Origin of the sequence: Phenylobacterium sp. (genome assembly GCF_025934275.1) — a bacterium.
In the GTDB taxonomy this organism is placed as follows: domain Bacteria; phylum Pseudomonadota; class Alphaproteobacteria; order Caulobacterales; family Caulobacteraceae; genus Phenylobacterium.
Window position 1 is genome coordinate 55,299 of the sequence record NZ_JAICYI010000008.1, and the last position, 14,339, is coordinate 69,637.

Here is a 14,339-nt window from a genome sequence, read left to right on the forward strand (position 1 = left end):
CCCTTCTAGACCAGCCATTCTCGCGATTCAAACGGGGCTTGGCGTACCGATGAAACCTCACGGACCAGCTCCGAAATCTCACGGAAGATGCCGGGCGGAGCCCCGACCACTCTTCCGTTGACACGATTCCGGCCGGGACCTATCAGACGCGACTTCGCGACGGGCCGGCCCGGCCCCTTGTGCGGGTGTAGCTCAGTTGGTTAGAGCGCCGGCCTGTCACGCCGGAGGTCGCGGGTTCAAGTCCCGTCACTCGCGCCACTTCCTCCATTCGGCGACGGGCCAAGCGGGCCGAGCGCCGCGATCAGCGGCCGGAGCTGGTCGGCAAGCGCCCGCCAGGCGCCGACCGAGGCCGTCGACATCGGCCTGCGCACCTGAACCGAGCTCGCCGTCCTGACCGCCCCCCCGCGCTCATGGAAGCGCAGCACGGCGGGATCCCACGGCAGGCCGAGCCGCGCCAGCAGGACGCGGATCTCCGGCTCCGGATCGGCGACCAGGGCTTCGTAGGGCGTCTCGATCACCCGCCCGGGCAGCACCTCGCGCCAGTGGTCCATCAGGGCGCGGTAGCGGCGGTATTCGGCGCCGATGTCGGCCAGGTCGTAGAGCGTCTCGTTGCCGCTCGCGAACAGCTGCCGGAAGGCGGATAGGCCGGCGTCCATCGGATCGCGCACGCTCTCGACGATCCTGGCGCGCGGGAACATCAGGTGGATCATGCCGACGTGCAGGTAGTTCTCCAGCGTCTTGTCGACGAACCGCCGCCGGCCATCCCAGCCGCGGGCGCGCATGGCCGCCAGGTAGCGGTGGCCGAGGTCCTTCAGCTGCGCGGCGGGAAGGCGCGGAGCGGCCGGGTAGGCCTGCGCCAGGAGCTCGGGCAGCACGCCCGTCTCCCCCAGGCCCTGGACCTGCGGATGGATCGCCAGCACCTGCTCGATGAGGGTCGAGCCCGAGCGCGGGAAGCCCACGATGAAGATCGGCTGAGCCGTGCGGTCGCCCCTGCCCTCGTGCGCGGCGAGGAAGTCCGCCGTCATCCGCGCCTGCATCCGCTCGGCGGCCTGGGCGTTGGCGCGCGCTGCGCCCGGGGCATTGATCAGGCCGCGCTTCAGCCGGTTGCCCTCGGCGAAGGCTTCGAACGCCTGGGCGGGCTGGCCGCGGCGGTCCAGCACCTCGCCGATCGCGAAGCAGAGTCCGGCCCGCGTTTCGGCGTCCACGCTCGCCTGGGTCGCGGCGCCGTGCATCTCTCCGAGCTCCGCCTCCGCTATGGCCGAGGGATCGAGGAGTGCGATGCGGGTCAGCGCGGCCCAGCGGCGATCCGGCTCGCAGGCCAGCTCGCGGTGCTGGCCCACCGCCTCGTCGACGCGGCCCAGGATGGCGAGCGCGATCGCCAGCGCTTCGCGGGTGGCGGCCGCGTCGGGCCGCGCGGCGATCGCTGCGGCATAGGCGCGGGCGGCGGCCTCCCAGTCGCCGAGCTGCTGGGCGACCGCGCCCAGGTTGTGCTGCGCCATGGCGTGCTGCGGTTCGCGGCGGACCACCGTCTCCAGCCGTGTCCGCGCCCGCGCAAGCCGGCCCTCGCGGATGTCGATGATCGCCAGCGAATAGCCGGCGCGCAAGTCGTCGGGCGCGAGCCGCTCAGCCTCGCGATAGGCGCGCGCGGCGCCCGTGAGGTCGCCCGCCGCGAAGCGCCGCGCACCGTCGTCGAGCTTGCGCGACAAGCCGGCCGAATCCATCGCGCGATCCTAGGCGTGGGCCGGCCGGCGGGCCAGGGAGCGGGACGCGCCGATCGCTCGGCGCGTCCCTGATGCGTCAGTGGAAGCGGACGCGAAGCTCCACGCCATAGACCCGCGGGTTCACCAGGAAGTCGTTCAGGGTGACGATGCCCGAGCCGGCCACAGGCAGGTTGGTGACGGGATCGATCGACGGCGACCTGACGAGGCTGCCCGTCCGCGCGTCGCGGTTATCCTTGTCGAACACGTTGTCGACGTAGGCGATCAGGTTCCAGCTGTTGTCGGCGCTGGTCCACACCGCCCGCAGATTCACCTGGTTCAGCGCCGGGGCGAGCGCATAGGGCCGGTTGAACAACGACCCGTAGGTCTTGTCCTTCCAGATGTAGCTGCCCGAGATCGCGAGCTTCCCGGGATCGAAGGTGAAGGTGTAGATCGCGTTGAGCGAGACCTTGTTGGGCGGCGCTTCGGGAAGCTGGTTGCCCTTCAGGTTCTGCGTCGCCGGTGACGTGACCGCGTGCGTGGTCGTGTTGATCACAGCGGCCGAGCAGCCGGAGATGTTGGCGCCGGGTTGCTGGGCGAGCGGATCGACGGTGTCCTCGAAGCAGGCGCCCGGGTCGTTCACCTTGGCGCTGAGATAGGCGTACTGCGCGCTGATCGCCAGCTCGTCGATCGGCCGCCAAACGCCTTCCAGTTCGACGCCATAGATGTGCACGGACTTCAGGTTGAACAGCTGGGTGGCGATCAGGCCCTGCGCGTTCTGGACCGCCAGCGGGATCTGGTCGTTCTTGTAATTGTACCAGAACGCCGCCGCGTTCAGCTGGATGGTGCGCGCGAAGGTCTTCTTCAGGCCGACCTCGAAGGCGTCCACCGTTTCCTTCTGGGTTTCCGGATTGTCCTGCAAGGTGAACGTCGAGAAGCCGCCCGCCTTGTAGCCCCGGCTGTACTTCCCGTAGACCAGGGTGTCGGGATCCGGCGTCCAGTCGAGGCCGACGTCGCCGGTCAAGGCGGTCCAGGAGGCGTCGAGGGCGCGCGTGGCGTTGCCTGTGAGCGGATCGATGTGGGCGATGCTGGCGCCGGGGAATCCCTGCGTGAGGCTGTTGCCGACGGCCAGCGGCGTGACGTCCACCGCCGGGGTCAGGGCGCCCAGGTTGGACGGCCGCAGGCCGGCCAGCACTGCGAACTCCTCGAACCGCCAGAACTGTTCGCCGAACTTGTGGTCGTGCGTGTAGCGCAGGCTTGCGTGGGCCTTGAAGGCGTCGGTGATCTTGTAGTCCACGTGACCGAACAGCGCCCAGGAGTCGTAGTCCAGCTTGGTGTCTGAGGTGGAGACGGCGCTCGCCGGGTTCACCGGGGATGGCCCCAGGGTCAGGCTCACCGGATGCGCAAGCTGTGTTTGCGCCGGCATCACGCCCGCCCAGACCGGCTGGTCGTAGTGCTCGTGATAATAGTAGGCGCCGAGGATGTACTGCAGCGGGCTGTCGGTCGTCGAGACGAGGTTGATCTCGTGGCTGAAGAAGTGGTCCCGCTCCTGGAAGAAGGTGGTGTTGGGGATCGGGAAGACGGTCAGCGGCTGGGTGCATCCCGCGGCATTGGCGCCGATGTTTCCAGCGAGGAAGAGGCAGGTTCCTGACGGCGTTGTCGGACCGGCCAGCTGGAACGAGTTGATGCCGCTGTCGGTGTAGGTCGGGATGAAGTTCAGGACGTAGTTGAACTTCTGGTAGCCGCCGTAATAGACGAGATCGGCCGGCCCGAAGTGATAGGTCAGGTTGGTCGCGAACTGGAAGTTCGCCCGCTCCTTGTTGGTGGCGTCGTAGTTCTCGATGAATTCGTGCGGATCGACGTTCGCCGGGTTGTTGCCCGGGAAGGCGTTGGCGAAGGTCGGGCCGCCGACGACCGAGCCCGGCACCACTGTCTGGCCGCCCGCAAAGGCTCCGGTGCAGCCGTTGGCTCCGCCGGGACTGTTGGCTACGCCGGGCAGGCCGCACAGCCCGAAGAAGGTGTTCGGCGAGAAAGAGCCGTTCTCCTGGTAGTCGTTGGGGAAGTTCCCGAAGCGCGCCGACTGGTGATAGTCGGCCGACATCGTGCCGCTCGACATCTTGAACCAGGCGTCGAGCTTGCCGATGTTCGCATCGATCTGGCCTTCGATGTACTGGCTCTGGCCGGCCGTCTGCTGCGGCAGGCTCCCGCCGGCGTCCTTGCCCGAGCCGAGATTGTTGAAGAAGCCGCCGGTCTCGGAGGTGATGTTGCCGCCCAGGCGGAAGCGCAGCCAGTCGGTGATCGGGCCGGAGACCACAGCCTCGCCCCAGCGGCGCTCGTTGTTGGCGATGCCGACGCGGCCCTCCGCGTAGAAGTCCTTCGTCGGCCGCTTGGTGGTGTAGTTGATCGTGCCGCCGTCGGCGTTCGCGCCATGCAGCGAGTTCTGCGGGCCGCGGTCGACTTCGATCGTGTCGATGAACAGGTCGGAGTGCTGCAGGAGGATGGTGGCGTTCGCGCCGTAGTAGACGCCGTCGTAGTAGGTGGCCACGGCCGAGGCGACGGCCAGGTTGTCGGTGTTGCGCCCGATTCCGCGCATGTACGGCCGGTCTGACGCCGACTGGTAGTGAAAGCCAGGGGTGAAGTTGGTCAGGTCCTGCACCGACTGGATGCCCACCAGTGTCCGCTGTTCGGCGCTGAAGGCGGAGATCGCAACCGGCACGGTCTCGAGCCGCTGTTCGCGCTTCTCGGCCACCACGATGAGGTCCGAAAGCTGCGTCGACGCCGCGGCGTTGGCCGGCGGCGGGGCCGGGGCGGCCGCCTGGGCGTGGGCCTCGAACGCGCTGAGACTCACGACGAGGGCAAGCGCCGACCCGCCACACAAATAGCTGCGTTTTGCCATGATATCCTGGTCCTCCCGTGGGGCTCCGGCCCGGCTCTCCGGCCGGGTCCGGAAACGATAGGCAGCTCTGCCTACAACGAGCCTAGGCGGCGAAGGACAAGCTTGGCAAGGTAGCTATTGCGTTCGGGAAACACGCCGTCCTCCCGCTGTCGCTTTTTAGCCATATGCCCGAACCCGGGCCGCGCCTAGGGCTTGGGCGCCACACTCACGTGAGCGTGTCCGGACAGTCGCGGCCGCCCCGCCCTATTTCGCGAAGATCGCCTTGGGAATCATCACGTGGACGCCCTTGTTGCGGTCCACGAGCTCGGTGATGTCCACGTCGCCCGCGACGCTGACCAGCATGTAGGCGTCCTCGCGCGAGAGGTGCTTCTGCGCGACCAGGAAATCCACCGCCTCGCGCACCGCCTTGTGCGCGGCGATGGAGAGGTCGTCGTCGAAGCCCATGGCGATGTAGTGAGTCGGCGTCTCGGCGCGGGGGTAGGCGGTCTTCAGGTCCTTGCGCACGATGAACTGCAGGGTCCCGACCAGCGAGGTCTCCAGCGCGGTGACGTCCGATTCGCCGTTGCCCTGCCCCGCGTGCCCGTCGCCCACCTCGAACAGCGCGCCCTTCACGAACACCGGCAGGAAAAGCGTCGTGCCGACTGTGAGCTCCTTGTTGTCCATGTTGCCGCCGATGAACGTCGGCGGAGTCGAATCATAGCGGCCGACGGCGGGGGGCGGCGCCACGCCCATGCTGCCGAAAAACGGGCGCAAGGGGATCGTCACGCCCGGCGCGAAGTTCGCCACCATCCGCGTGCGGTCGAGCGGGATGATTCGGGTGCGCGCGTAAGGGAAGTCGTCGGAGAGGATCCCGGCCCCGTAGCGGAAGCCGTTGTAGGCGTAGGGGATGGCGAGATCGATCTTCAGGATGCGGACCTCGAGCGTGTCGCCGGGCTCGGCGCCCTCGATGAACACCGGCCCGGTCAGGATGTGGCCGCCGGGCCCGCGGTCGGTGACCTTGGCGAACACTTCGCGCAGCGCCGGCTCGACCTGGTCGGGCGGCAATCCGGCCCGCTCCAGCCCGGTCGGGCTGTTGGTCAGGAGCGTGTGGAACACCACCGTGTCGCCGGACCGGATGGTGAGCGCCGGGGCGTGCGCGGCGTCGTAGTTGCCCCAGGCGACGGTGGCGGGCGTCACAGGCAACTCGAAGGTGCGCGCCGGCTGCGCCTCCGCCGCCCCGGCCGCAAGCGCCAGAGCCGCGCCCGCGAGGATCCTGCCGATCATCGCCCCCTCCTCCTCGCGCTCAGCCGCGCAGCGGCTTCAGCGCGCCCGTCCACTTCACCAGCTCGTCGAGCATCGCCTTGGCCGAGGCCTCGATCGGCGGGCTGGGCGTGAACTGGCCATCCTTCATGTGCGTCGGCAAGGGAATGCTGACGCCCTCGGGAATGGTCATCACCTTCACCGAGGTGAGCATCAGCTTTTCCATCTGCGCGGCGCGCGCTCCGCCGAGCGGCCCGCCGTAGGTCACCAGGCCCGCGACCTTGTAGCCCCACTCCCGGAACAGGAAATCGACCGCATTCACGAAGGCGGGCGAGGGCGAATAGTTGTACTCGGGGGTCACGAAGACGAAGGCGTCCGCCGCCTCGACGCTCGCGCTCCAGGCCTTGGTGTGGTCGTGCTGGTAGTCCTTGAACCGCGGGTGCTTCGGCTCGTCGAACACCGGCAGGTTGAAACCGGCGAGATCGACCGCGGCCACCTCGAAGCCGCGGTGCGCCTTCGCAAACTCCAGGAACCACTGGGCGACCTTGGGCCCGACCCGGCCCGGGCGCGTCGAGACAGTGATGACATTCAGCTGCAGCGCCATGGCGGCCTCCGATTAGGAAGCCGCCGCCTTAGATCAGCGCGGCCGCCTTGGGAAGTTGCGCCCTAACCCACCGGCTCCGGCTGCCGCTCCAGTCGGAAGTCGTCGGGATTGGGCGCGAGCGTCGCGCGCCAGTAGTCGATCAGGCCGAACGGCCAGTTCTGGCTCACCCGGCCGAACTGGTTCTTGTACCAGCTGGAGACGTGCGGCGAGCCCCAGGCCCAGCCCTTGTTGGCTTCGTCGACCTTCACGTTGAAGGCGTCGTGGACCGTCTGCTTCACCTCCATGGCCCGTGCGCCGCTCTCGGCCAGGAGCCTCAGGCAGCCCACGATGTAGCGGACGGCGGACTCCGAGAAGAAGATGATCGAGCCGTTGACCACGATGTTGGTGTTGGGCCCGTAGATGATGAAGAAGTTCGGGAAGCCCGGCACCGTGATGCCGAGATAGGCCCGCGCGTCGCCGCCCCAGCGCTCGTGCAGCTCGCGGCCGTCCTTGCCCGTCACCTCATAGAATGAGAGGAAATTCGAGGCCTGGAAGCCGGTGCCGTAGATCAGCACGTCGACCTCGTGCTCGCGCCCGTCGGCGGTGACGATGCCGGTGGGCGTGATCTTCGTGACCTTCTCCGTCACCAGTTCGACGTTCTCCCGCTTCAGCGCGCCCAGCCACACGCCGTTGTCGAGCACCGCGCGCTTGCCGCCGATCGGATAGGTGGGCACCACCTTGTCGACCAGGTCCGGCCGGTCGGCGACCTGGGCTGCGAGGTACTGGGCGACCATCTCGCGCAGCTCGGCGTTCACCTGGCTGACCGCGCGGGTGTCGTTCCAGGCCGGGTCCGACTTGACCATGGGCAGGAAGCCCTCGGTCGTCGTCCAGAACAGGAAAAAGCGGTACCACTTGTCGTAGTACGGCACGTTGTGGAGGAGCCACTTGAACCCCTCCGGCACGTTTTCGTGGTAGTGCGCCACCGGCAGACCCCAGGGCGGATTGCGCATGAAGACGGTGAGCTGGCCCACCTTGGGCGCGATCTCCGGCACGAACTGGAAGGCCGAGGCGCCGGTGCCGATCACCGCCACCCGCTTGCCGGTCAGGTCCACGTCGTGGCGCCATTCCGCGGAGTGGAAGGCTGGGCCCTTGAAACTGTCGCGGCCCTCGATGTCCGGATAGCGCGGCCGGTTGAGCTGGCCGACCGCGGAGATCACCGCATTGGCCTCCACCGCCTCCCGCCCGCCGTCCTTCGTCCGCAGCGTCACGCGCCACACCGCCTTGGCCTCGTCCCAGACGCAGGTCTCGACCAGCGTCTCGAAGCGGATGTGCTTGCGCAGGCCGTACTTGTCGGCGACCCCCTTGAAGTACTTGAGCAGCTCCGGCTGCGGCGAGAAGAACTGCGGCCAGGCGTGGTTCGGCTCGAAGGAGTAGCTGTACATGTGGTTCGAGTTGTCCACCCGGCAACCGGGATAGGTGTTTTCGAACCAGGTGCCGCCCACCTCGGGATTCTTGTCGACGATCTCGAAGGCGAGTCCGGCCTGCGAGAGCCGGACGCCGGCGAGCAGGCCCGACATCCCCGCTCCGATCACCAGCACCTTCAGCTTGCGGGCGTTCTCCCGCACCCGCGGCTGGTCGAAATGCGGCGCCTTGGAGTTCTCGCCGGAGATCGCGAGCTCATCCATGGCGAAGTCGGCGTAGCCCTCGGGGATCGGCGCCCCGGCCACGAAGTCCATCATCCTGCGCACCGTCGCCTCGGACGGCGGAGGCGGCAGCTTGCCGTCGCCGGCCAGGAATTCGATGAGCGCCGCGCGGCAGGCGGCGCGGATCTGGCCGTCGATCTCGGGGCCGAGGCCCGTCTCCCCGCGGGTCAGCGGCTGGTAGGCCGGGCGCCACTCGTCCTTCAGCCAGGATGGATCGCCGGTCACATGGACCATGGCGGCCACCAGCGCGGGAAGGTGCGCGACGGCCAGGGCGTCGTCGAGCTTGGCTTTGTCGACCGTCATCGGTGGGTCCTTCGAAGGTTATCGGCGTTCAGGCGAAGATGACTCGGCTCGGCCCCGAGCGGAAGGGCCGATCACCGAAGCCCGCGCTGAGCGGCGCGGATCCGCATCATGGCTTCCCCCGGGAGCCTCAGGCCCGAGGCGGCCGCGTCTTCCCGAAGGTGGGCGAGCCGGGTGGTGCCGACCACCGCCGCCGACACGGCGGGATCGGCCAGCACATAGGCGAGCGCCGCCTGCGAGCCGGTGATCTCGGGCAGCCGATGCAGGAACCCGAAGCGCAGGCCGCTCGCGACCTCGCGCCGATGCCGGACCAGGCCGCGCGCCGCGTACCAGAGGTCCTGCGGCCCCTTCAGCGAGGCGACCTTCAGGCCCGTGTGGCCCATGGCGAGCGGCATGCCGGCGAGCACGCCCTTCCGGGCCGCTGCGGCGCGGGCGATCAGCGGCTCGCGGTCCGGCCGCATGACATTGTAGTCGACCATGACCACGTCGAGCTCGGGTAGGCCGATCGCGTGCGCGATCACGTCCGGATCGAAGCTGTTGACGCCCAGCGCGCGCACCCGTCCCTGCGCCTTCAGCTCCGCCAGGACCGCCAGCAGCTCGGGCGTGAGCTCCTCCAGCGCCGGCCCGTGCAGCTGCAGGATCGGCAGCACCTCGAGGCCGAGGCGCTTCAGGCTCCGCTCGGCGCTGGCGCGGATGCCCGCCGCCGAGAAATCCCGCCGGACGCGTCCGCCCGCATCCGCATAGCTCCCGGCCTTGCTGGCGATAACCAGGCGCGAGGCGTCGCGGCCCTGGAGCGCCCGGCCGAGCCGCAGCTCCGCCTGGCCCGCGCCATAGCTGGCCGCGGTGTCGAAGAGGGTGACCCCGAGATCGATCGCCGCGTGGACCAGCCGCGCCGCCTGGCGCTCGTCGAACGCTGGCTTCGCCCACCAGCTCGCGCAGCCGAAGCCGATCTCGGAGACCTCGAGCCCGGTGCGGCCGAGCGGGCGGTAGAGCATCGCGCCTAGGGCGTCTCTTGGGCGTCGGCCGCCACCACCTCGGCCAGGTCCGGCTCGGCGGGCTCTCCGCTCAGGAGACGGCCGAACGCCAGGCGCACGAAGAAGAACACCACGCCCGCGCCGGTCACCAGCGCGGCGTGCAGCAGCCAGAACTGGACCGCGGGCATCTTGTCGAGCAGCCCGCCCAGCCAGCCCACCGCCAGGTTCCCGGCGAACAGGTGCAGGTAGTAGATGCCGACGATCGTGCCGGCGAGCGCCCGCGGCGCGGCCCGCGCATAGAGCGCGAGACCCACCGGCAGCACGTTGGCGAAGCCGATGTCGTTCAGGATGTGGAAGGCGAGCAGCCAGCCCATCGAGACCTTCTGCCCGGAGGCTGCGGCGATCGCCGCCCCGGCCGCCAGGCAGGCCACGCCCACGCCCCCGAACAGGCAGCCGATGACGATCTTGCCGAGCTCGTCCGGCTCCTTGAACCGCGTCTTCCACCAACGCCAGAAGATCACCATTCCGGCGAGCGTCGCGACCGAGACGACGGAGTCGATCGAGACCAGGTACTCGGTCAGGAACGGCACGCCGAACAGGTGCCGGTCGACCGATTTGTCGGCCCACAGCAGGTAGGCGTTGAAGATCTGGTTGTTGCCGACGATCGAGGCGGCCAGCACCGGCAGGAGGCACAGGAGCAGGATCACGCTGCGCCACTCTTGGGCGGTCATCGGCGCTCGGGCGGCCTTTTCCGTCTCGCGGCGCAACGGCGGATCGGGCGGCAGGTGCCGCCGGCCCGCGAGATAGATCACCAGCGAGATCAGCATGCCCACGCCGGCCGCGCCGAAGCCGTAGTGCCAGGCGACCTTCTCGGCGAGCGTGCCGGTCACGAACGGCGCGCTGATCACTCCTGCATTGATCCCCAGGTAGAAGATCTGGAAGGCGTCGGCCCGCCTGAGGTCCTCCGGCGCGTAGAGCGAGCTCACCTGGGTGGCGATGTTGCCCTTGAAGCACCCGGACCCCAGCATCAGGCAGAGGAGCGCGACGAGGAAGGATTGGTCGAAAGCCATCAGGAAGTGGCCGAGCGCCATCAGGAGCGCGCCCAGCACGATGGTGCGCGTGCGGCCGAGCACCCGGTCGGCCAGGAGGCCGCCGAGCGCCGGGGTGGCGTAGACCATCGCCGTGTAGAGCCCGAAGATCGCCGAGGCGAGCGCCACGATGGTCATTGCGTGGCCGTGCTCGAGCACCGCCCGGAACGGGCCAAAGCCAGCGATCCGCTCGATATGCCCCGGCCGCAGCAGCTGCTTGGTCATGTAGAGCACCAGCAACGTCTGCATGCCGTAGTAGGAGAACCGCTCCCAGGCCTCGGTGAAGGCCAGGAAGGCCAGCCCCCTCGGATGGCCCAGGAACGCGCGGTCCTGATGGATCGCGGCCTCGCGCCCAGAGATCGCCGTCATGGAATCCTCCGCTCCCCGCGCGCACTTAAGCCTGAAACCTCAGCGCAGGTGAAGGGCGGCGTAGGCGGCTTCGGGTTCGAACCGAAGACCTCCCGGGTGTAAACCGGGTGCTCTAACCAGCTGAGCTAGCCGCCTGCGCGCGCGCCTTCTAGACCACCCGGAAGGCCGCCAGAAGCACCCAGACGCCGATCAGCCCGAACATCAGCGCCGCGGCGATCCGCACGTAGCGGAGCGGCACGATCCGCGTCGCGGCCTCGCCCAGCAGCACCGCCGGTATGTCGGCGATCAGCATGCCGAGCGTCGTGCCGGCCGCGACCGGCAGGATCTGGTGGTAGCGGGCGGCCAGGAGCGAGGTGGCGATCTGCGTCTTGTCGCCGATCTCGACCAGGAAGAACGAGATGAGCGCGGTGACGAAGACGCCGCCGCGGCTCTTCGCCAGGCCCTCCTCGTCGTCGGCCTTGTCCGGGATCAGGGCCCAAGCCGCCATCGCCATGAAGCCGATCCCGACCGCCACCCGGAACGCCGCGCCGGAGAGCCAGTCCGAGACCAGGTAGCCCAGGGTCGCGGCCAGGGTGTGGTTCAGGATGGTGGCGCCCAGGATGCCGGCGATGATCGGAAGCGGCCTGCGGAAGCGGGCGGCGAGCACGATCGCCAGCAGCTGGGTCTTGTCGCCGATCTCGCCGACAGCGACCACGGCGGTAGAGGTGAAGAGCGGTTCCAGGGACATGGTCGGGACGATCGCCGGGGCCGGGCGTTGACGCGACGACGCGGACGGCCTCCGCCGGCCGCAGCCGGAGGCCCGCATCGTCGGTCTCGCCGGACGGGCCCATGCGGACCCGGCGTCCGCGCCATGCGCCGGAAGGCGCAAGTCTGTTGACGCGGACTTCGCTGGAGGCGCGATCGGCTACTCCCCGAAGACGAGCGCCTTCTAACGGGCCCCGCCGGCTGCGCCAATGAAAAAGGCGGCCCCGGGGACCGCCCTTTCCGCGCCGGCGATGTCGCAGGTTCAGTGATTGAGCACGCTCTTCAAGGTGTCGCCCGCCTTGAAGCGGCAGGTGGCCGAGGCCGCCCGGCGCACCTTCTCGCCGGTGCGCGGATTGCGGGCCATGCCCGCCGGACGCTTGACCGGGACGAAACTGCCGAAGCCCACCAGCCGCACCTCCTTGCCGGCCTTGAGAGATGACGAGACGGAGGTGATGAAGGCGTCCAGCGCCTGCTTCGCCTGAGCCTTGTTCAGGCCCGCCTTGTCCGCGATGGCGGTGACCAGTTCGGCCTTGGTCATGTGCGTTCTCCCAGCCCCTTATGATTGTTATTGGCGCGCGCGGGAGGACGTGAGCGTGCGGCCCCCTGCGCCCGGTCTGGAATTTAACGCCCTTCCAAGCTCAGCCGTCAAACGAGAGCGGCGCGGGAATCCTCCCGCGCCGCTCCGCTGTCAAAGATGTGATCGCCCTCAGTGGGTGATCATGCCTTCCAGATCGGCGACCTCCGGCTCGTCGGAGGTGACCACCGGCGGATGGTCGGCCTCGTTCCACTCGATGGGCGTGGGCTGGCGGACGAGCGCCTGCTTCAGCACCTCGTCCATGGTGGAGACCGGCACGATCTCCAGCGCAGCCTTCACGTTGTCCGGGATGTCGGCGAGATCCTTCTCATTCTCTTCCGGGATCAAGACCGTCTTCACGCCCGAACGCAGCGCCGAGAGCAGCTTCTCCTTCAGGCCGCCGATCGCCGTCACCCGGCCGCGCAGCGTGACCTCGCCGGTCATCGCCATGTCGGCCCGGATCGGGATGCCCGTCAGCACCGAGACGATGGCCGTGGCCATGGCCGCCCCGGCCGAGGGCCCGTCCTTGGGCGTCGCCCCGTCCGGCACGTGGATGTGGACGTCGGTCCGCTCGAACACCGGCGGCTCGATGCCGAACCGGGTCGCCCGACTGCGCACATAGGAGTTCGCCGCCGAGATGGATTCCTTCATCACGTCCTTCAGGTTGCCGGTCACCGTCATGCGGCCCTTGCCGGGCATCTTGACCGCTTCGATGGTCAGGATGTCGCCGCCGAACTCGGTGTAGGCCAGGCCGGTGATGATGCCGACCTGATCTTCCTTGTCCGTCTCGCCGTAGCGGAACTTGCGCACGCCCGCGTACTTCTCGAGCCGCTCCTCGTCGATGGTGATCGACAGCAGCTTCTCGCGCGACAGGTCACGGACGGTCTTGCGCGCCAGGTTGCCCAGTTCCCGCTCCAGGTTCCGCACGCCCGCCTCACGCGTGTAGTAGCGGATCAGGTCATGGATCGAGGTGTCGGGAACGATGAACTCCTCCGGCTTCAGCCCGTGGTCCTTGGTGAGCCTCGGCAGGATGTGCCGCTTGGCGATCTCCACCTTCTCATCCTCGGTGTAGCCGGGGATGCGGATGATCTCCATGCGGTCCAACAGCGGCTGGGGCATGTTGAGGCTGTTGGCGGTGGTGACGAACATCACCGGCGACAGGTCGTAGTCCACCTCCAGGTAGTGGTCGTTGAAGGTGGAGTTCTGCGCCGGGTCCAGCACCTCCAGGAGCGCCGAGGACGGGTCGCCCCGCCAGTCGGAGCCCATCTTGTCGATCTCGTCCAACAGGAAGAAGGCGTTGGTCGACTTGGCCTTCTTCATCGACTGGATGATCTTGCCGGGCATGGAGCCGATGTAGGTCCGCCGGTGACCCCGGATCTCGGCTTCGTCTCGCACGCCGCCCAGGGACACGCGGACGAACTCGCGCCCCGTGGCCTTGGCGATCGAGCGGCCGAGCGAGGTCTTGCCGACGCCCGGGGGGCCGACGAGGCACAGGATCGGGCCCTTCAGGGTGCCCACGCGGCTCTGCACCGCCAGGTACTCCAGGATCCGCTCCTTCACCTTCTCCAGGCCGTAGTGATCGCCTTCCAGGATCTCCTCGGCCTGGGTGAGGTCGATGGGCTTGGTCTTGGCCTTGCCCCACGGGATCGAGAGCAGCCAGTCGAGGTAGTTCCGGACGACGGTCGATTCCGCGGACATCGGGCTCATGTTCCGGAGCTTCTTCAGCTCGGACTCGGCCTTGGCGCGGGCTTCCTTGGAGAGCTTGGTCTTCTTGATCCGCTTCTCGAGCTCAATCAGCTCATCGCGGTGGTCGTCCTGCTCGCCCAGCTCGCGCTGGATCGCCTTCATCTGCTCGTTCAGGTAATACTCGCGCTGGGTCTTCTCCATCTGCCGCTTCACGCGGTTCCGGATCTTCTTCTCCGTCTGCATGACGGAGATCTCGCCCTCCATCAGGGCGTAGACCCGCTCCAGCCGCTTCACGACGTGCGGGATCTCCAGAAGCTGCTGCTTGTCGGCGATCTTCACCGACAGGTGGCTCGCCACCCGGTCGGCGAGCTCGCCCGGGTTGTCGATCTGCGGGATGGCCGCCAGCGCCTCGGGCGGCACCTTCTTGTTCAGCTTCACATAGTTCTCGAACTGCTCGACGACGGCGCGCGACAGCGCCTCGGCCTC

At 68.4% G+C, this 14,339-nt stretch carries 10 protein-coding genes, 2 tRNA genes and 1 riboswitch; of the genes, 1 reads left to right on the forward strand and 11 read right to left on the reverse strand.

Annotation, left to right across the window (positions count from 1 at the left end; genetic code table 11):
- Positions 1–181: 181 nt before the first annotated feature.
- A tRNA-Asp gene (locus Q0W60_RS03740) sits at positions 182–258 on the forward strand.
- Here Q0W60_RS03740 and Q0W60_RS03745 read toward each other — a convergent pair.
- From Q0W60_RS03745 to lon, 11 genes are all read right to left on the reverse strand, one after another.
- Positions 237–1,721, reverse strand: a complete 1,485-nt coding sequence (locus tag Q0W60_RS03745; protein ID WP_297692704.1) for a tetratricopeptide repeat-containing sulfotransferase family protein — start codon at positions 1,719–1,721, stop codon at positions 237–239. The two genes, Q0W60_RS03740 and Q0W60_RS03745, sit on opposite strands and share 22 nt — an antisense overlap.
- A 76-nt stretch (positions 1,722–1,797) precedes the next feature.
- Positions 1,798–4,545 (reverse strand): TonB-dependent receptor, encoded by a 2,748-nt coding sequence (locus Q0W60_RS03750; protein ID WP_297692706.1) that lies wholly within the window; start codon positions 4,543–4,545, stop codon positions 1,798–1,800.
- 291 nt (positions 4,546–4,836) lie between these two features.
- A complete protein-coding gene (locus Q0W60_RS03755; protein WP_297692708.1) occupies positions 4,837–5,856 on the reverse strand; it encodes an acetamidase/formamidase family protein in 1,020 nt (339 codons plus the stop codon).
- Between the two features lie 19 nt (positions 5,857–5,875).
- Complete coding sequence (locus tag Q0W60_RS03760; RefSeq protein ID WP_297692709.1) at positions 5,876–6,436, reverse strand: NAD(P)H-dependent oxidoreductase; 561 nt, start codon at positions 6,434–6,436, stop codon at positions 5,876–5,878.
- A gap of 62 nt (positions 6,437–6,498) precedes the next feature.
- Positions 6,499–8,421: an NAD(P)/FAD-dependent oxidoreductase gene (locus Q0W60_RS03765; protein ID WP_297692711.1), complete on the reverse strand. Its 1,923-nt coding sequence runs from the start codon at positions 8,419–8,421 to the stop codon at positions 6,499–6,501.
- Between the two features lie 71 nt (positions 8,422–8,492).
- Positions 8,493–9,413 (reverse strand): aldo/keto reductase, encoded by a 921-nt coding sequence (locus tag Q0W60_RS03770; RefSeq protein WP_297692713.1) that lies wholly within the window; start codon positions 9,411–9,413, stop codon positions 8,493–8,495.
- Between the two features lie 5 nt (positions 9,414–9,418).
- Entirely contained in the window at positions 9,419–10,849 is a 1,431-nt protein-coding gene (locus Q0W60_RS03775; protein ID WP_297692715.1) for a peptide MFS transporter, read from the reverse strand.
- Between the two features lie 61 nt (positions 10,850–10,910).
- Positions 10,911–10,984: transfer RNA gene (locus tag Q0W60_RS03780), tRNA-Val, on the reverse strand.
- 13 nt (positions 10,985–10,997) lie between these two features.
- On the reverse strand, positions 10,998–11,570 hold the full coding sequence (locus Q0W60_RS03785) for a TMEM165/GDT1 family protein (RefSeq protein WP_297692723.1): 573 nt from the start codon (positions 11,568–11,570) through the stop codon (positions 10,998–11,000).
- A gap of 113 nt (positions 11,571–11,683) precedes the next feature.
- Positions 11,684–11,774, reverse strand: a riboswitch (yybP-ykoY riboswitch).
- 81 nt (positions 11,775–11,855) lie between these two features.
- Complete coding sequence (locus Q0W60_RS03790) at positions 11,856–12,131, reverse strand: HU family DNA-binding protein (protein WP_297692717.1); 276 nt, start codon at positions 12,129–12,131, stop codon at positions 11,856–11,858.
- Between the two features lie 168 nt (positions 12,132–12,299).
- Positions 12,300–14,339: endopeptidase La (gene lon / locus Q0W60_RS03795; protein ID WP_297692719.1), on the reverse strand; the 2,040-nt coding region annotated here is incomplete at its 5' end.